Raw genomic sequence first — 16,030 nt, 5'->3', positions numbered from 1 at the left:
CCTGGCCGACGGACACCGGACCAGCGGGCAGCGGGCCGACGGACACCGGATTCACGGCCGCAGGCTGCTGACCAGGTCGGCGGTCGCGGTGAGCCCCTGGCTGATGGTCGGCGCCATGCTGGAGCCGGCCAGGAAGAACCCGAGCAGCACACAGACCAGGGCATGGGAGGGCTTCAGCCCCGCATTGCGCAGGTAGATCACTGCCAGAAGCAGCAGCAGGAGCACCAGAGAGATCGAAATCGCCATCGCGTACCTCCTCCGCCACGCCACGTCCGCTTCGCGGCGTTCGGCCGCAAGTGTGGCGTAGCGGAGGTTTCGTCCGGGCGGCTGACGTGTCCGCCGAACGAGTGGTGTCCCCACCGGCCGGATCCGGAGGGGCCGTCCGGCCGTGGCGAGGTGCCGAGGAAGGTCTGCCGGCCGTCGAGGCCATCGGTGGGGACGCGGTCCGGGCCGACGGCGAGCAGTCCGGTCCGCAAGGTGCCACCCGGCGGGACGGGTGCGGCCCCGCTCCGGGCGGGGCGGGGCCGCGCGGGAGAGCCCGGCCGGCCGGGTCAGGGCGCCTGGAGATCGGCCAGTCCGGCCAGGGCCGTGCGGTGGGCGCCGGCCGTGCCGTAGGCGATCGAGTCGGCCTTGGCCCGCTTGAGGCCGAGGTGGACCGGATGCTCCCAGGTCATCCCGATGCCGCCGTGGAGCTGCAGGGCCTCCTCGGCGGCGTGCACGGCGACAGGCGCCGCGTACGCCTGGGCGACGGCGACGGTCAGGTCGGTGTCCTGGCCGGTGGTCAGCGCGTCGGCGGCCGCGCGGGCGGCGGCACGGAGGTTGACGACCTCCAGCCAGAGCCGGGCCAGCCGGTGCTTGAGTGCCTGGAACCCGCCGACGGGCCGGTTGAACTGTCTGCGTTCCTTCAGGTACCGGACCGTTTCCGTCAGCGCTCCCTCGGCGAGGCCGAGTTGCTCGGAGGCGAGCAGTCCGGCGGCGGAGCGCAGGGCGTGTCCGACGGCGGGTCCGGCAGCGCCCAGACGGCGCCCCGGAGCGCCGTCGAAGGCCACGCGGGCCAGCGGCCGGGTCAGGTCGAGCGAGGTCTGCGGGGTCACGGTGGCATCGGCCGCCCGGACGGCGTACAGGCCACCGTCCGTGGCCGGCACCAGCAGGACGTCGGCGGCCACGGCGTCGGCGATGCCGGTCAGCTCGCCGTGCAGCCGGCCGTCCTCGGCCCGTACGGCCGGGAAGGGCGCGCCCGGGGCGAGGTGCAGGCCGACGGCGAGAGCGCCGACGGTGCGGCCGGAGGCGAGCGAGGTGAGCAGTTCGTCGTCGCCGCAGACCAGGAGCGCCTCGGTCGCCACGACGGCACTAATCAGATACGGCACCGGGGCGACGGCCCGGCCCAGTTCCTCCAGGACGACGGCGGCCTCGCGAGGGGTGGCGCCCTGACCGCCCAGCGACTCGGGCACCAGGAGTCCGGCGAGGCCCATGCCCTCGGTGAGCGCCTTCCACAGGGCCGGGTCGTGCGGCGTGTCCGACTCGGTGCGGGCGATCACACCGTGCGCGTCGCAGTGGTCGGTGAGCAGGTCACGGACGGCGGCGCGCAGCGCCTCTTCCTCCTCGGAGTAGAGCAGATCCGTCATCGGGCGAGGTCCTTCCAGGCGACGTCCTTGTCGGTGCGCGGCTCGGCGGGCAGGCCGAGGACCCGCTCGGCGACGATGTTCAGCAGGATCTCGCTGGTGCCGCCCTCGATGCTGTTGCCCTTGGCGCGCAGATAGCGGTAGCCGGCGTCGCGGCCGGTGAAGTCCACCAGTTCGGGGCGGCGCATGGTCCAGTCGTCGTACAGGAGGCCCTCGGCGCCCCGGAGTTCGACCTCGAGACCGCTGATCTCCTGGTTGAGCCGGGCGAAACCGAGTTTCATGCCGGAGCCCTCGTGACCGGGCTGCCCTGCGGCGAGCTGCTGGCGCAGCCGTTCGGCGGTGAGGCGGGAGACCTCGGACTCGACCCACAGCCGGAGAAGGCGCTGATGGAGGTCGTGGGTGCGCAGTTCGGGGCGTTCGCGCCAGGTCTTCGCGACGGGGCCGATCATGCCGCCCTCGCGGGGCAGCCGCATGCCGCCGATGGAGACCCGTTCGTTCATGAGGGTGGTCTGGGCGACCCGCCAGCCGTCGCCGACGTCGCCGAGGCGGCGGTCGTCGGGGATACGGACGCCGGTGAGGAAGACCTCGTTGAACTCGGCCTCGCCGGTGATCTGGCGCAGCGGCCGGACCTCGACGCCCGGGTCGGTCATGTCGCAGACGAAGTAGGTGATGCCGGCGTGCTTGGGGACGTCCGGGTCGGTGCGGGCGAGGAGGATGGCGAAGCGGGCGAGATGGGCGCTGGAGGTCCACACCTTCTGACCGTCGACCACCCAGTCTCCCCCGTCCTCGCGGACGGCGCGGGTGCCGAGGGCGGCCAGGTCGGATCCGGCGCCGGGCTCGCTGAAGAGCTGGCACCAGACTTCCTCGCCGGTCCACAGCGGCCGCAGATAGCGGCGCTTCTGCTCCTCGGTGCCGTAGCGCAGGAGGGTCGGCGCGGCCATGCCGAGGCCGATCCCGATGCGCCGCGGGTCGTTGTCGGGGGCGCCGGCGGCCTCCAGCCCGGCGTCCACGACGGCCTGGAGGGAGCGCGGGGCACCGAGGCCGCCGAGGCCCTCCGGGTAGTGCACCCAGGCGAGCCCGGCGTCGAAACGGGCCCGCAGGAAGTCGAGGCGGCCGGTCGTGGCGGGGGGATGCGCGGCCAGCAGCTCGGCGGTGCGGCGGCGCAGTCCGGCTGCGTCGGTCATGCCGCGGCTCCGTTCGCCGGGGCGGGCAGGACGGCGATACGGCCGGTGCTGGCGCCGTCGGCGACACGCTGCACGGCCGCCGCCGCTCCGGCCAGCGGTACCCGCTCGCTGACCAGCGGCTTGATCACGCCGCGGGCGGCCAGGTCGGTGAGCTGTTCGTGGCAGTGCCGCACCAGCTTGGGGTTCCTGGTGTTGTAGAGGCCCCAGTGCAGGCCGAGGATCGAGTAGTTCTTCACCAGCGCGTGGTTGAGGGCGGGGGCGGGGATGGTGCCGCCGGCGAAGCCGACGACGACGATGCGGCCCTCGAAGGCGACGACCTTGGCGGACTGGGTGTACGCCTCGCCGCCGACCGGGTCGTAGACCACGTCGGCGCCCCGGCCGCCGGTGGCCTCCTTGACGGCGGCCACGACGTCCTCGGCATGCCGGTCCACCACCGCGTCGCAGCCCAGCTCCCGGGCGACGGCGGCCTTGCCGGCGCCTCCGACGACGCCGATGACGGTGGCCCCGGCCGCCTTGCCGAGCTGTACGGCGGCGCTGCCCACCCCGCCCGCGGCGGCATGCACCAGGAGGGTCTCGCCCGCTTCCAGCCCGGCTCTGCGGTGCAGTCCGAACCAGCCGGTCTGGTAGCCGATGTGCAGGGCCGCGGCCTCGGCGTCGTCCAGGGCGTCGGGCGCGGGGAGCAGGGCGGCGGCGTCCGCGACGGCGTACTCGGCGAAGCCGCCGTACGGCAGGGCCGGGGTGGCGAGCACCCGGCGGCCGTCCCCGGTCTCGCCGCAGATCTCCACGCCGGGGGTGAAGGGCAGCGGGGGGCGGACCTGGTACTGGCCGCGGCACATCAGCACGTCGGGGAAGTTGATGTTGGCGGCGCGCACCTTCAGCAGGACCTGGCCGTCACCCGGGGCGGGCGCCGGTGTCTCCCCCAGGCGCATCACCTCACCGGGCTCGCCGTTCTCGTGCACTTGCCATGCCTGCATGCGGAGCCTCCAGGGGACTGCTGCGTCTGCGTCGTCCGGCCCGGTCCGTCGGACCGGGCCCTTCGCATACTAAGCGGTCGCTTGCTACCAGGGAACAGCTCGCCGCGGAAGAGCCCACCGGGTACCGGACGACAGCCACCGGCCCCTCGGGAGGACCGCAGGACGGGAGGGCCGCAGGACGGGTTGCGGGGAGGTCACCCCTTGCCGGGCCGTGCCCGTACGTGCATCCGTTCCCCCTGCGGCCCGAACAGGCTCAGGAACTCCACCGGCCCTTCCCCCGTCGACCCGAACCAGTGCGGTACCCGCGTGTCGAACTCCGCCGCCTCGCCCGCCGTCAGCACCACGTCGTGCTCCCCCAGCACCAGCCGCAGCCGTCCGGCGAGCACGTAGATCCACTCGTAGCCCTCGTGCGTACGCGGTTCGGGCTCGCTCCGGCCGCGCGGGATCAGGATCTTGAACGCCTGGAGGCCGCCCGGCTGGCGGGTCAGCGGCAGATAGGTGCGGCCGTGCCGCACGACCGGCTTGGCCCGCACCCGCGGGTCGCCGACCGGGGGCGCGCCGACCAGTTCGTCGAGCGGCACCTGATGGGCCTGGGCGATCGGCAGCAGCAGTTCCAGGCTGGGTCTGCGCAGCCCGGACTCCAGCCGCGAGAGGGTGCTGACGGAGATGCCGGTCACCTCGGACAGCGCGGCCAGGGTCACCTCCCGCTCCTTGCGGATACGGCGGAGCCGGGACCCCACGCCGGCGAGGACGTCATCGGTGTCGCTCATGCCCGTCATTGCAGATTCGGCAAGTGATTTTGTCAATCCGGCAGATCGTTCACCAGGCCGTCCGGCAGACCGACACGCCAGGCCGGCATGCCTGCTCGGCACAGCAGGCCGATACGTCAGACCGGTCCCGCCGCCGCGACGCCGGCCCGGCCCGGGTGTGTTCCGGCCGCCGCCGTAGCACCATGGCTGCATGCTGCTGGCCCGGCTCGCCCGTGTCTCCCAGGAGATCGCCGCCGCCTCGGCGCGGTCCCGCAAGACCGCCCTGCTCGCCGGCCTCTTCCGGGACGCGGAACCGGACGACGTACCGGTGGTCATCCCCTACCTGGCCGGGCGGCTGCCGCAGGGGCGGCTCGGCATCGGCTGGAAGGTGCTGGCCCGGCCGGTCGCCCCGGCCTCCGGCGCCACTCTGACCGTCCGTGAGGTGGACGCCCGGCTCACCGCGCTGGGCAAGGTCTCGGGCCCCGGTTCGCAGGCCGAACGGGTACGCCTGGCCGGTGCGTCGATGGGCGCCGCCAGCGAGGCGGAGCAGCGGTTCCTGCGCGGTCTGATCACCGGCGAGGTGCGGCAGGGCGCGCTGGACGCGCTCGCCGCGGAGGGCCTGGCCGCGGCCACCGGGGTGCCGGCCGCGGACGTACGGCGGGCGGTGATGCCGGCCGGATCCCTGGCGGTGGTGGCGCAGGCCCTGCTCACGGACGGGCCCGGGGCACTGGCCCGTTTCCGGCTGACCGTCGGCCGGCCGGTGCTGCCGATGCTCGCGCGGACCGCCTCCTCGGTGGCCGAGGCGGTGGGGAGACTGGGCGCGTGCGCGGTCGAGGAGAAGCTCGACGGTGTCCGCGTCCAGCTGCACCGGGACGGCGACACGGTCCGCGTCCACACCCGCACCCTCGACGACATCACCGGCCGGCTGCCGGAGCTGACCGCTGCCGCGCTGGAACTGCCGGACGAGCGGTTCGTGCTGGACGGCGAGGTGCTGTCCTTCGGGCCGGACGGGCGGCCCCGGCCCTTCCAGGAGACCGCCGGACGGGTCGGGTCCCGGCTGGACGTGGCGACGGCGGCCGCGGCGGTCCCGGTCGCCCCGGTGTTCTTCGACGTGCTGTCCGCCGGTGACCGCGATCTGCTCGACCTGCCCCTGACCGAGCGGCACGCGGAGCCGGCGCGGCTGGTACCGGAGCCGCTGCGGGTACGGCGGGCGCTGGTGGCGGGACCCCCGGACGTCGCCGCGGCGGAGGCGTTCCTCGCCCGGACGCTGGGGCGCGGGCACGAGGGTGTGGTGGTCAAGGCCCTGGACGCCGCCTACAGCGCGGGCCGGCGCGGCGCGTCCTGGTTGAAGGTCAAACCCGTCCACACGCTGGACCTGGTCGTCCTGGCCGCCGAATGGGGACACGGCCGCCGCACCGGCAGGCTCTCCGACCTCCATCTGGGCGCCCGCGCCCCGGACGGCTCCTTCGCCATGCTCGGCAAGACCTTCAAGGGGCTCACCGATGCCACCCTGGCCTGGCAGACCGAGCGGCTGCTGGCCCTGGCCGTCGAGGACGACGGCCGGGTGGTGACCGTACGGCCGGAACTCGTCGTGGAGATCGCCTACGACGGGCTCCAGCGGTCCACGCGCTACCCGGCGGGCGTGACCCTGCGCTTCGCCCGCGTGCTGCGTTACCGCGAGGACAAACGCCCCGAGGAGGCGGACACCGTGCGGAGTCTGCTGGCGGCACACCCGGAGGTACGGCCGTGACGGATCCCGGCCCCGGCGAGCCGCGTCCCGCGGCCGGTCGGCGCAGCGCCGGGCTGCTCCTGTTCCGGCACACCGCCGACGGCCCACAGGTGCTGCTCGGCCATATGGGCGGCCCCTACTTCGCGAAGAAGGACGCCGGGGCGTGGACGCTCCCGAAGGGCGAGTACGAGCCCGGCGAGACGGCCTGGGACGCCGCCCGCCGCGAGTTCCGTGAGGAGCTGGGGCTCCCGCCACCCGACGGGCGGGCCGTGCCGCTGGGCGAGATCACGCAGGCGGGCGGCAAGATCGTCACGGCGTGGGCCGTCGAGGCGGACCTGGACCCGGCGACGGCCGTGCCCGGCACCTTCACCATGGAGTGGCCGCCGCGCTCGGGGCGGATCTGCGAGTTCCCCGAGCTGGACCGGGTGGCGTGGTTCGGTGTCGGCCGGGCCCGTGAGGTGATCGTCAAGGCGCAGGCCATGTTTCTGGACCGGCTGACGGAGAACTCGCCGCAGTAGCCGTCAAAGCAGTCGCCGGCTGCCGTTGCGGTCGTCCCGTCCGCGCGGGAAGGTCGGATCAGATCCGCTCTCAGGGAGGTCGGTCATGCCCATCGCAACGGTGAACCCGGCGAACGGCGAGACGCTGAAGACGTACGAGGCCATGGGCGAGGAGGAGATCGAGCGCAGGCTCCAGCTCGCGGAGGCCACGTTCCGCACGTACCGGACGTCGTCGTTCGCCGAACGCGCCCGCCTTCTCGGCAGGGCCGCCGACCTGCTGGACGAGGACCGGGACGAGATCGGGCGCACCATGACGACCGAGATGGGCAAGCCGCTCGGCCAGGCCCGCGCGGAGGCGGCGAAGTGTGCCAGGGCGATGCGCTGGTACGCCGCCAACGCCGAGGCTCTGCTGGCCGACGAGGAGCCGGCGGAGTCCGACGTACGGGACTCGGGCGCCGCCCGGGCCACGGTGCGTTACCGGCCGCTCGGCCCGGTGCTGGCGGTGATGCCGTGGAACTTCCCGCTGTGGCAGGTGATCCGCTTCGCGGCCCCGGCGCTGATGGCGGGCAACGTCGGCCTGCTCAAGCACGCCTCCAACGTCCCGCAGACCGCCCTGTACCTGGAGGACCTGTTCCACCGGGCCGGCTTCACCGAGGGCTGTTTCCAGACGCTGCTGATCGGTTCGGGAGCCGTCGACGCCGTCCTGCGCGACGAACGCGTCAGGGCGGCGACGCTGACCGGGAGCGAGCCGGCGGGCCGGGCGGTCGCGGCCACCGCGGGAGAAATGATCAAGAAGACGGTGCTCGAGCTCGGCGGCAGCGACCCGTTCGTCGTGATGCCGTCCGCCGATCTGGACCGGGCCGCCCGGACCGCGGTGACCGCACGGGTGCAGAACAACGGTCAGTCGTGCATCGCCGCCAAGCGGTTCATCGTGCACACCGATGTCTACGACGCCTTCGCCGAGCGGTTCACGGCGGGCATGCGGGCGCTGCGGACGGGCGACCCGATGGCCGAGGAGACCGAGGTCGGGCCGCTGGCCACGGAGCAGGGGCGGGCCGACGTCGAGGAGTTGGTCGACGACGCGAGGCGCAGCGGGGCCCAGGTGCTGTGCGGGGGTGAACGGCCCGACGGGCCGGGCTGGTTCTACCCGCCGACCGTCCTCGCCGGCATCACCCGCGAGATGCGCATCCACCGCGAGGAGGCGTTCGGCCCGGTCGCCACGCTGTACCGGGCCGGTGACCTCGACGAGGCCGTGCTGATCGCCAACGACACGCCGTTCGGTCTGAGTTCGAACGTCTGGACCCGTGACGAGGCCGAAGTGGACCGGTTCGTAAGGGACCTGGAGGCGGGCGGCGTGTTCTTCAACGGGATGACCGCGTCCCATCCGGCGTTCCCGTTCGGCGGGGTCAAGCGGTCCGGGTACGGGCGTGAGCTGTCCGGGCACGGAATCCGCGAGTTCTGCAACATCACGACGGTTTGGCACGGTGCGTAGGGGTTGCGCGGCTACCATCCCCTTCGTGAACCGCGAAGTGACTCTGCCTCTGATCGTCGACGACCGCGGTGCCCTGCGGGTGGCCGCCGCCGATGTGAGCAAGCTGCTCCGCACGGTCGGCGGCCGGTGGCTCCGGCTGGTCGAGGACGGCGAGCGGGGGCTCGACGAGGACACGGTGGCCGCACTCACCATCGAGCTCGCCAAGCTGGCCGACCGGATCGACGTGGCGTGCATCGCGCACAGCAGCGGCGCGCCGTGAGCCGCGGCCGGCCGGCGACGCGGCCCGGGTTCCGAGCGGGCACCGGCCTGCCGGCCCGGCCGGACGGACCGCCGGCCTGATCCGGCGGTCCGCCGGTTTGGCCCAGCAGTCCGCCGGTCCGGTGGTCCGGCAATCCGGCAATCCGGTAGTCCGGTCGGACACGTCGTCAGTCCCGCGCGGCAGTCCGCCGGTCCGGCCCCGGCGGGCCCGGAGGCGTGCGTGCGGCTCCGGTTCAGGGGCATTCGGCGAGCGCGGCCCAGAAACCGGTCTCGTAGCTCTGCAGCAGCCGGCCGTACGTGGTGGCGAGGCGCTCGTCGAGGGTGCCCGTGTCCAGTGCCTCCCGTACGGCCGCCTCGGCGCGGCGGTCCAGCTCCGGGGCGGGCTCGGCGAAGAAGTCGAAGAACGCGCACGCCTCGTCCGGGAAGCCGTAGCGGCCGCGCAGTGCCTCGGCGATGGTCGCGCAGGAGTCGCCCCAGGCCGAGAAGTTGGCCGTCAGGGCGAGCACGGCGTCGGCGGGCGCCGCGTTGAGGGCGAGCCAGGCGACGCAGCCGGGGTACGCCTGGCAGCCGGGCCGGGGTTCGTAGGCGGCGGCCTGCCGCCCGTCCGCGCCGCAGGCCGCCGTGTACGCGGTGAGCCGCTCCAGTGCGAGGGTCTCGCCCTCGGCCAGCAGGGTGAAGAATCCGGCCGACTCCGGGGCGCCGGCGGCGCGCTGGGCCAGACGGAGGAACGCGCGGCGGTCCGCCGGGATCACCCAGCCCTGCTCCAGGCCGAGCGCGGCGAGCGTCGCGCGGTCCGCCTCACCGCGGGCGATCAGCGGGACGAGGGGGTTGGCGTGCGGGTCGGGGGCGAGCCTGTGGGCCATGCCGGCGAGCAGGTCCCCGGCCGTGTGCGCCATGGTGTCCTCCGTGGTCGTACGCCGCCGTACGCCGGCCGTACGCGGTTGCCGTGGCCCGTTCCGTGCGGCCACGGGCGGGTCCTGGGCCGAACGTACCGCCCCGGTGGGACCCTCGCCTGCCGGGTCAGGAGGTTCTCGCCCCCGCCGCCCCTTCCCGTCCCGTCACGGGGGCTCCGCCCCCGCACCCCTGCTCCTCAAACGCCGGAGGGGCTGAAAAGCAGCAGCCGGAGGAGTTGCGGGGCGGAGGCCGGAGGGGGGTTCCCTACCGGATCGGCATGCCGGAGAGGGTGCGGGCTATCACCAGGCGCTGGATCTCGCTGGTGCCCTCGAAGATGGTGTAGATGGCCGCGTCGCGGTGCATCCGCTCCACCGGGTACTCCCGGGTGTATCCGTTGCCGCCGAGGATCTGGACGGCCTGCGCGGTCACCTGCTTGGCGGTCTCGCTGGCGAACAGCTTCGACATCGATCCCTCGGCCGCGGTGAACCGCCTGCCGCTGACCGCCATCCAGGAGGCGCGCCACACCAGGAGGCGGGCGGCGTCGATCCGGGTGCGCATGTCGGCGATCTGGAAGGCGACGCCCTGGTTGTCGATGATCGGGCGGCCGAACTGCTCACGGGTCTTCGCGTAGTCGAGGGCGACCTCGTAGGCGGCGCGCGCGGTGCCGACGGCCATGGCGCCGACGGCCGGACGGGACGCCTCGAAGGTGGCCATCGCCGCGTTCTTCACCCTCTCGCCGCCGGACCTGGCCCTCTCGCGGGCCCGGGCCAGGCGCTCGTCCAGCTTCGCCTTGCCGCCCAGCAGGCAGGAGCCGGGCACGCGCACGCCGTCGAGGACCACCTCGGCGGTGTGGGAGGCGCGGATGCCGTGCTTCTTGAACTTCTGGCCCTGGGCGAGGCCCGGGGTGCCGGGCGGGACGATGAAGGAGGCGTGGCCCTTGGAGCCGAGCTCAGGGTCGACCACGGCGACGACCACATGGACGTTGGCGATGCCGCCGTTGGTCGCCCAGGTCTTGGTGCCGTCGATCACCCACTCGTCCTTGGCCTCGTCGTAGACGGCGCGGGTGCGCATCGAGGCCACGTCGGAGCCGGCGTCCGGCTCGGAGGAGCAGAAGGCGGCGACCTTGACATCGTTCGCGTCGCCGTACATCTGCGGGATCCAGGTGCCGATCTGCTCCTCGGTGCCGTTGGCGAGGACGCCCACGGCGGCGAGGCCGGTGCCGACGATGGACAGCGCGATGCCCGCGTCGCCCCAGAACAGCTCCTCCATCGCCATGGGGATGCCGAGGCCGGTGGGGTCGAAGTACTGCTGGGCGTAGAAGTCGAGGGAGTAGATGCCGACCTTGGCGGCCTCCTGGATGACCGGCCAGGGAGTCTCCTCACGCTCGTCCCATTCGGCGGCCGCGGGACGGATCACATCGGCGGCGAAGCCGTGCAGCCAGTCCCGGACCTCCTTCTGTTCGTCGTTGAGCTCCATGGTGAACTCGGCCATGTCCCCTCCAGCGGCGGCAGTGCATGTTACTTGCGGTAACAGGAGTCTGTTACCGGTCGGTAGGAAAAGTCAACTCCTGACGTCAGATCGGCAGCCAGTTCGATGGGGGACCCCCGGTCAGTGTTAGTTTGCGCAGGCGTCACCGAAACAGCACGGGTGGGGAGAGCACATGGACACCACGCAGCGGACCGAGCAGCAGCGGTCCGCCGACCGCCGACGGCGCGAACTGCTGGAGGCCGCCGACAGAGTGGTGCTGCGCGACGGTCCGCAGGCGTCGATGAACGCCATCGCCGCCGAGGCGGGCATCACCAAGCCGATCCTCTACCGGCACTTCGGCGACAAGGGCGGGCTGTACGCCGCGCTCGCCAAGCGGCACACCGACGCGCTGCTCGACTCGCTGCGGGCGGCACTGGACGCCCCGGCGGACCGGCGTGAGCGGGTCGAGGCCACCCTGGACACCTATCTCTCCGCCATAGAGGCCCGTCCCCAGGTCTACCGCTTCCTCATGCATCCGGCCGAGGGCTCCCAGAACGACCAGGGCTTCGACGTCGGCAAGCACAGCGCGCCCCTGCTGCGCAGGATGGGCGAGGACCTGGCGCAGGTCGTCGAGGAACGGCTGGACCTCGGCCCGGACAGCGAGCGGGTGGCACGGGTGTGGGGCCACGGGATCGTCGGCATGATGCACGCCGCAGGCGACTGGTGGCTCGGCGAACGGCCGTGCTCCCGCGCGGAACTGGTCAGGAGCCTCGCCGACCTCCTCTGGGGCCGGCTCGCGGCGGCCGGCGACCGGATCGGCGGTCCGGGATTCTGATCCTCCCGCAGCTCCGGGCCGCCGCGGCGAAGTCAGCGGTGCCACTCGGCGCGCGCCACCTGCCGCATCAGCCGCCGTCTGCGCCGGCCGGTGAGAAGGTCGGCGTAGAGCCTGCCCTCGAGGTGGTCGCACTCGTGTTGCAGACAGCGCGCGAAGAAACCCGTGCCGTGCACGGTCACCGGCTCGCCCGTCACCGTGAAACCCTCGACGACCGCGTGGTCGTGGCGTTCCGTCCCCGCCTCGAGACCCGGCAGGGACAGACACCCCTCCGGCCCCCGGACGACCACTCCGTCGGCCTCGACCAGGCGGGGGTTGACCAGATGGCCCAGGTGGCGCAGATCGTCGTCGTCGGGACAGTCGTACACGAACACGCGCAGCGGCACACCGATCTGGTTCGCCGCGAGACCCACTCCCCGCGACGCGTACATCGTGGCGAACAGGTCCTCCACGAGCGCCGCGAGGTCCGGGCCGAAGGCGGTGACCTCCTGGCACGGGGTGTGCAGGGTGTCCCCGCCGAGGAGGGTGAGGGGTCTCACGCGCCCGTGGGCGCCCGGGATCGAGCCGTGTCGCATGCCGGCAAGGGTACGGTCCTGTATGACACGCGCATGTCGCACGGGCCCGCGCGGCCCGCGCGGGAATTCGGGCGTGCGAATGTATCTCGATAGGCTGACCACCAACGTTGCCGTCAGGCAGAGGCACGGCGCGTACGCAAGGAGGATCGAGAACTGATGTCAGGCAACTCGGACCCGCTCACGCCGCGGGCCAAGCTGGCAGTGACCGCCGGCAAAGCGGTCGCAGCGGCGTCGCGTGCCGCCGGACGCGGCAGCGGATCGGTGATCGGCGGCCGGGTGGCATTGAAACTCGACCCCGACCTCCTCGGGCGGCTCGCCCAGCACCTGGACTGTGTCCTGGTCTCGGCGACCAACGGCAAGACCACGACCACCCGGCTGATCGCCGAGGCGCTGCGCGCCGCGGGCCCGGTCGTGTCCAACGCGCTCGGCGCCAACATGCCGGCCGGCATCACCTCCGCCCTCGCGGGCGGTTCGGACGCCAAGTTCGCGGTCATCGAGGTCGACGAGAAGTACCTCGCCGGAGTCGCCCGGGACACCGATCCCAAGTGCATCGCCCTGCTCAACCTCTCGCGCGACCAGCTCGACCGGGCCGCCGAGACCCGGATGCTCGCCGAGAACTGGCGCGAGGGCCTGGCCGGCACGAAGGCCTTCGTCGTCGCCAACTGCGACGACCCGCTGGTGGTGTGGGCCGCGTCGTCCTCGCCGAACGTGGTCTGGGTGGCCGCCGGGCAGATGTGGAAGGACGACGCCTGGTCCTGCCCGTCCTGCGGCGGTGTGATGCAGCGTCCGGGCGACGACTGGTTCTGCGGCGAGTGCGGCTTCCGCCGTCCCACGCCGAGCTGGGCCCTGTCCGGTGACCACGTCCTCGACCCGCACGGTTCCGCGTGGCCGATCCACCTCCAGCTGCCCGGCCGCGCCAACAAGGCCAACGCCGCCAGTTCCGCGGCCGTCGCCGCCGTGTTCGGCGTCCCGCCGCAGGTCGCCCTGGAGCGGATGTACCAGGTGCAGGCCGTCGCCGGACGCTACGACGTCGTCCAGTTCATGGACCGCGACCTGCGTCTGCTGCTGGCGAAGAACCCCGCGGGCTGGCTCGAGACGTTCTCCCTGATCGACCCGCCGCCGACCCCGGTGATCCTCTCGGTCAACGCCCGCGGCGCGGACGGCACCGACACCTCCTGGCTCTGGGACGTCGACTACACACGGCTGAGCGGCCACCCGATCTTCGTGGTCGGCGACCGCAAGCTGGACCTCGCGGTCCGCCTCGAGGTGGCGAACCAGCGCTTCCAGGTCTGCGACAACCTCGACCAGGCGGTGCAGCAGGCCCCGCCCGGCCGCATCGAGGTCATCGCGAACTACACCGCGTTCCAGGACCTGCGCCGCCGCGTCGGCAACTGACCACGAAGGGCGATCACTTGATGAGCGACAACCAACTGCGGCTGGTGTGGATCTACCCGGATCTGCTCAGCACCTACGGCGATCAGGGCAACGCCCTCGTCGTGGAGCGCCGTGCGCGGCAGCGCGGTCTGGACGTGGCGCGCCTCGACGTACGCAGCGACCAGCCGATCCCCACGTCCGGCGACATCTATCTGATCGGCGGCGGTGAGGACCGGCCGCAGCGGCTCGCGGCCGAGCGGCTGCGCCGGGACGGGCAGCTGTACCGGGCGGTGGAGAACGGCGCGATCGTGTTCTCCGTGTGCGCGGGCTACCAGATCCTCGGCCACGAGTTCATCAACGACCTCGGCCAGCGCGAGCCCGGCCTCGGCCTGCTCGACGTGACGACGGTGCGGGGCGAGGGCGAGCGGTGCGTCGGCGACGTCCTCGGGGACATCGACCCGCGGCTCGGTCTGCCCCCGCTGACCGGCTTCGAGAACCACCAGGGCGTCACCCGGCTCGGCCCCACGGCCCGCCCCTTCGCCACGGTCAAGCTCGGCCGGGGCAACGGCACCGGGGACGGCACCGAGGGCGCGTACAACGAGACGGTGTTCGGCACCTACATGCACGGCCCCGTCCTCGCCCGCAACCCGCTGATCGCCGACCTGCTGCTGAAGCTGGCCCTGGACGTGAACGCGCTGCCGCCGATCGACGACCGCTGGTACGAGGCGCTGCGCAACGAGCGCATCGCCTCGGCCCAGCAGCCCGCCTGAGGCCCGTCCGGCGGATCGGCCCGGAGACACCCGGGGCGTCCGTCGGGTGCCGCCGGCCGACGAACCCGACGGCACCCGACGGACGGGTGAGGGTGGTTCGGCTGCGCGGCGGGCGCAACGTCGGCGCGCCGGGTGTTCCTCCTCCGCGAACGCACCGGAGCGCACCGGACCGCGGCGAAGCCGGCGGGGGACGGAGGAGCCGGCGGGGGACGGCGAGGCGGCATCCCTCCGGCGGCGGACCGACGAGGACCGCCGGACGGGTGATGTCCGCCCGGCCTCCCGCGTGGTGCGGGCCGGGACCGGGAACCCGTGCAGGAACCTTCTGGCAGCCCGACGGCACGGTCGTCCCGGGCCCGCCTGATGACCGGTCCGCTCACCTGAGTGGACGCGTCCATCAGGCGGACGCCCGATGTGGAGACCCCCCGCCCGCCGTTAGGCTGGCCGGGACACGGCCGGACGACGTGGTCCGGTCCCCGGCTCCCACTGCGAAGGTATTCGGGCCATGCGCATCGGTGTCCTCACCTCCGGCGGCGACTGCCCCGGCCTCAACGCCGTCATCCGGTCCGTCGTGCACCGTGCCCTCGCCGACCACGGCGACGAGGTCATCGGTTTCCGGGACGGCTGGAAGGGCCTCCTGGAGTGCGACTACCTCAAGCTCGACCTCGACGCGGTGAGCGGCATCCTCGCCCGCGGCGGCACCGTCCTCGGCTCCTCGCGGGTCCAGCCCTCCCATCTGCGGGACGGCGTGGAGCGGGCCAGGGGACACGTCGAGGAACTCGGGCTCGACGCGATCATCCCCATCGGCGGTGAGGGCACGCTCAAGGCGGCCCGGCTGATGTCCGACAGCGGCCTGCCCGTCGTGGGCGTGCCGAAGACCATCGACAACGACATCGCGGTCACCGACGTCACCTTCGGTTTCGACACCGCCGTGGGCGTCGCCACCGAGGCGCTGGACCGGCTGAAGACCACCGCCGAGTCGCATCAGCGGGTGCTGGTGGTGGAGGTCATGGGCCGCCACACCGGCTGGATCGCACTGCACTCCGGCATGGCGGCCGGCGCCCACGCCATCGTCGTACCGGAACGTCCGTTCGACATCGAGGAACTGGCCCGCCGGGTCGGCGCACGGTTCGAGGCGGGCAAGCGGTTCGCCATCGTCGTCGCCGCGGAGGGTGCCAAGCCGCTGCCCGGCACCATGGCCTTCGAGGAGGGCGGCACGGACGTCTACGGCCACGAGCGCTTCGCCGGGATAGCGCGCCAGCTCTCCGACGAGCTGGAGCGGCGGTTGGGCAAGGAGGCACGGCCGGTCATCCTCGGACATGTCCAGCGGGGCGGCACCCCGACCGCGTACGACCGGGTGCTCGCCACGCGCTTCGGCTGGCACGCGGTGGAGGCCGTGCACCGCGGGGAGTTCGGGACGATGACCGCGCTGCGCGACACACGCATCGTGACGGTGCCGCTCGCCGAGGCGGTGGAGACGCTGAAGACGGTGCCCGCGGACCGCTACGCGGAGGCGGAGACCGTCCTCTGACAGCGCCCCGCGCAGCTCGCACCGCCCCCGGTCACAGAGCCGACCGGGGGCGGTTCTAGTCTGGTGCGGACAGACGGGCACGACC

The 16,030-nt window shown here is 73.1% G+C and carries 16 protein-coding genes; 8 read left to right on the top strand and 8 right to left on the bottom strand.

The features are described 5' to 3' along the window. Positions 1 to 51 precede the first annotated feature (51 nt). The 5 genes from ABZ862_RS15715 to ABZ862_RS15695 form a co-directional block, all read right to left on the bottom strand. Entirely contained in the window at positions 52 to 246 is a 195-nt protein-coding gene (locus ABZ862_RS15715) for a hypothetical protein (RefSeq protein ID WP_360957739.1), read from the bottom strand. 305 nt (positions 247 to 551) lie between these two features. Further along, complete coding sequence (locus ABZ862_RS15710; RefSeq protein ID WP_360957736.1) at positions 552 to 1,625, bottom strand: acyl-CoA dehydrogenase family protein; 1,074 nt, start codon at positions 1,623 to 1,625, stop codon at positions 552 to 554. Beyond that, positions 1,622 to 2,806 carry an acyl-CoA dehydrogenase family protein gene (locus ABZ862_RS15705; protein ID WP_360957733.1) on the bottom strand — a complete coding sequence of 395 codons (1,185 nt, stop codon included), beginning with the start codon at positions 2,804 to 2,806 and terminating at the stop codon, positions 1,622 to 1,624. Before ABZ862_RS15705 ends, ABZ862_RS15710 begins: the two co-directional genes overlap by 4 nt. Next, the gene (locus ABZ862_RS15700; RefSeq protein ID WP_360957730.1) at positions 2,803 to 3,780 is read right to left on the bottom strand and encodes an NADPH:quinone oxidoreductase family protein; all 978 of its coding nucleotides are present in this window, start codon (positions 3,778 to 3,780) and stop codon (positions 2,803 to 2,805) included. Before ABZ862_RS15700 ends, ABZ862_RS15705 begins: the two co-directional genes overlap by 4 nt. 194 nt (positions 3,781 to 3,974) lie before the next feature. After that, on the bottom strand, positions 3,975 to 4,550 hold the full coding sequence (locus ABZ862_RS15695) for an XRE family transcriptional regulator (RefSeq protein ID WP_360957727.1): 576 nt from the start codon (positions 4,548 to 4,550) through the stop codon (positions 3,975 to 3,977). A gap of 190 nt (positions 4,551 to 4,740) precedes the next feature. Between ABZ862_RS15695 and ABZ862_RS15690 the strand changes: the two genes are divergently transcribed. From ABZ862_RS15690 to ABZ862_RS15675, 4 genes are all read left to right on the top strand, one after another. Further along, positions 4,741 to 6,279, top strand: coding sequence for an ATP-dependent DNA ligase (locus tag ABZ862_RS15690; RefSeq protein ID WP_360957724.1), 1,539 nt, complete (start codon positions 4,741 to 4,743; stop codon positions 6,277 to 6,279). Beyond that, the gene (locus ABZ862_RS15685; RefSeq protein ID WP_360957721.1) at positions 6,276 to 6,776 is read left to right on the top strand and encodes an NUDIX domain-containing protein; all 501 of its coding nucleotides are present in this window, start codon (positions 6,276 to 6,278) and stop codon (positions 6,774 to 6,776) included. Before ABZ862_RS15690 ends, ABZ862_RS15685 begins: the two co-directional genes overlap by 4 nt. Before the next feature lie 85 nt (positions 6,777 to 6,861). Further along, complete coding sequence (locus ABZ862_RS15680; protein WP_360957719.1) at positions 6,862 to 8,247, top strand: NADP-dependent succinic semialdehyde dehydrogenase; 1,386 nt, start codon at positions 6,862 to 6,864, stop codon at positions 8,245 to 8,247. Between the two features lie 25 nt (positions 8,248 to 8,272). Continuing rightward, positions 8,273 to 8,506: a DUF6213 family protein gene (locus tag ABZ862_RS15675; protein WP_360957716.1), complete on the top strand. Its 234-nt coding sequence runs from the start codon at positions 8,273 to 8,275 to the stop codon at positions 8,504 to 8,506. A gap of 232 nt (positions 8,507 to 8,738) precedes the next feature. Here the strand turns inward: ABZ862_RS15675 and ABZ862_RS15670 are convergent, their stop codons facing one another. Continuing rightward, positions 8,739 to 9,401, bottom strand: a complete 663-nt coding sequence (locus tag ABZ862_RS15670; RefSeq protein WP_360957714.1) for a transcriptional regulator — start codon at positions 9,399 to 9,401, stop codon at positions 8,739 to 8,741. 262 nt (positions 9,402 to 9,663) lie between these two features. Then, positions 9,664 to 10,890: an acyl-CoA dehydrogenase family protein gene (locus tag ABZ862_RS15665; RefSeq protein WP_360957711.1), complete on the bottom strand. Its 1,227-nt coding sequence runs from the start codon at positions 10,888 to 10,890 to the stop codon at positions 9,664 to 9,666. A 169-nt stretch (positions 10,891 to 11,059) separates the two neighbouring features. Between ABZ862_RS15665 and ABZ862_RS15660 the strand changes: the two genes are divergently transcribed. Then, the gene (locus ABZ862_RS15660; RefSeq protein ID WP_360957708.1) at positions 11,060 to 11,701 is read left to right on the top strand and encodes a TetR family transcriptional regulator; all 642 of its coding nucleotides are present in this window, start codon (positions 11,060 to 11,062) and stop codon (positions 11,699 to 11,701) included. A gap of 32 nt (positions 11,702 to 11,733) precedes the next feature. Here the strand turns inward: ABZ862_RS15660 and def are convergent, their stop codons facing one another. Then, positions 11,734 to 12,273 (bottom strand): peptide deformylase, encoded by a 540-nt coding sequence (gene def / locus ABZ862_RS15655; protein ID WP_360957705.1) that lies wholly within the window; start codon positions 12,271 to 12,273, stop codon positions 11,734 to 11,736. Positions 12,274 to 12,429: 156 nt separating this feature from the next. Between def and ABZ862_RS15650 the strand changes: the two genes are divergently transcribed. From ABZ862_RS15650 to ABZ862_RS15640, 3 genes are all read left to right on the top strand, one after another. Further along, complete coding sequence (locus ABZ862_RS15650) at positions 12,430 to 13,668, top strand: MurT ligase domain-containing protein (RefSeq protein WP_360957703.1); 1,239 nt, start codon at positions 12,430 to 12,432, stop codon at positions 13,666 to 13,668. A 20-nt stretch (positions 13,669 to 13,688) separates the two neighbouring features. Further along, positions 13,689 to 14,417, top strand: a complete 729-nt coding sequence (locus tag ABZ862_RS15645) for a glutamine amidotransferase (RefSeq protein WP_360957700.1) — start codon at positions 13,689 to 13,691, stop codon at positions 14,415 to 14,417. A gap of 502 nt (positions 14,418 to 14,919) precedes the next feature. Continuing rightward, on the top strand, positions 14,920 to 15,945 hold the full coding sequence (locus ABZ862_RS15640; protein ID WP_360957697.1) for a 6-phosphofructokinase: 1,026 nt from the start codon (positions 14,920 to 14,922) through the stop codon (positions 15,943 to 15,945). Positions 15,946 to 16,030: the final 85 nt, after the last annotated feature.

Origin of the sequence: Streptomyces sp. NPDC047000 (assembly GCF_040644295.1) — a bacterium.
In the GTDB taxonomy this organism is placed as follows: Bacteria; Actinomycetota; Actinomycetes; order Streptomycetales; family Streptomycetaceae; genus Streptomyces.
This window is presented reverse-complemented; position numbering and strand designations above follow the sequence as displayed.

Excerpts from the sequence above, each read along its gene's own strand:
- ABZ862_RS15680 (WP_360957719.1), top strand. The coding sequence starts at position 6,862 with ATGCCCATCGCAACGGTGAACCCGGCGAACGGCGAGACGCTGAAGACG.
- ABZ862_RS15710 (WP_360957736.1), bottom strand. The coding sequence starts at position 1,625 with ATGACGGATCTGCTCTACTCCGAGGAGGAAGAGGCGCTGCGCGCCGCC.
- ABZ862_RS15650 (WP_360957703.1), top strand. The coding sequence starts at position 12,430 with ATGTCAGGCAACTCGGACCCGCTCACGCCGCGGGCCAAGCTGGCAGTG.
- ABZ862_RS15700 (WP_360957730.1), bottom strand. The coding sequence starts at position 3,780 with ATGCAGGCATGGCAAGTGCACGAGAACGGCGAGCCCGGTGAGGTGATG.
- ABZ862_RS15660 (WP_360957708.1), top strand. The coding sequence starts at position 11,060 with ATGGACACCACGCAGCGGACCGAGCAGCAGCGGTCCGCCGACCGCCGA.
- ABZ862_RS15695 (WP_360957727.1), bottom strand. The coding sequence starts at position 4,550 with ATGAGCGACACCGATGACGTCCTCGCCGGCGTGGGGTCCCGGCTCCGC.
- ABZ862_RS15670 (WP_360957714.1), bottom strand. The coding sequence starts at position 9,401 with ATGGCGCACACGGCCGGGGACCTGCTCGCCGGCATGGCCCACAGGCTC.
- ABZ862_RS15715 (WP_360957739.1), bottom strand. The coding sequence starts at position 246 with ATGGCGATTTCGATCTCTCTGGTGCTCCTGCTGCTGCTTCTGGCAGTG.
- ABZ862_RS15640 (WP_360957697.1), top strand. The coding sequence starts at position 14,920 with ATGCGCATCGGTGTCCTCACCTCCGGCGGCGACTGCCCCGGCCTCAAC.
- ABZ862_RS15665 (WP_360957711.1), bottom strand. The coding sequence starts at position 10,890 with ATGGCCGAGTTCACCATGGAGCTCAACGACGAACAGAAGGAGGTCCGG.
- ABZ862_RS15705 (WP_360957733.1), bottom strand. The coding sequence starts at position 2,806 with ATGACCGACGCAGCCGGACTGCGCCGCCGCACCGCCGAGCTGCTGGCC.
- ABZ862_RS15690 (WP_360957724.1), top strand. The coding sequence starts at position 4,741 with ATGCTGCTGGCCCGGCTCGCCCGTGTCTCCCAGGAGATCGCCGCCGCC.
- def (WP_360957705.1), bottom strand. The coding sequence starts at position 12,273 with ATGCGACACGGCTCGATCCCGGGCGCCCACGGGCGCGTGAGACCCCTC.
- ABZ862_RS15645 (WP_360957700.1), top strand. The coding sequence starts at position 13,689 with ATGAGCGACAACCAACTGCGGCTGGTGTGGATCTACCCGGATCTGCTC.